This window comes from Methylobacterium sp. A54F, assembly GCF_053346035.1.
Genome location: NZ_JBKFBF010000146.1, coordinates 1 through 301 on the forward strand (window position 1 = coordinate 1; position 301 = coordinate 301).

General features: G+C 74.8%; 1 pseudogene. It reads left to right on the top strand.

From position 1 onward, the window contains the following. Positions 1 to 301 (top strand): annotated as a pseudogene (locus ACLBXP_RS25705) (marine proteobacterial sortase target protein); the annotation flags it as partial.

Consider the following 301-nt stretch of genomic DNA (forward strand, 5'->3'; position numbering starts at 1 on the left):
TGACCCCGCAGGACCGGTTCAACGTGATCCGCTTCGACGACACCTGGGACGCACTGCATCCCGAGCCCGTCCGGGCGACGCCCGAGGCCCTGCGGGGCGCCGAGGCCTTCGTCTCCGCCCTGGTGGCGCGGGGCGGCACGGAGATGCTGGCACCGCCCAAGGCAGCCCTGGCGGCCCCCCGCCCGGAGGACGGGCGGGTGCGGCAGGTGGTGTTCCTCACCGACGGCGCGGTCGGGAACGAGGACCAGATCTTCGCGGCGATCCACGCGGGGCTCGGGCGCTCGCGCCTGTTCATGGTCGG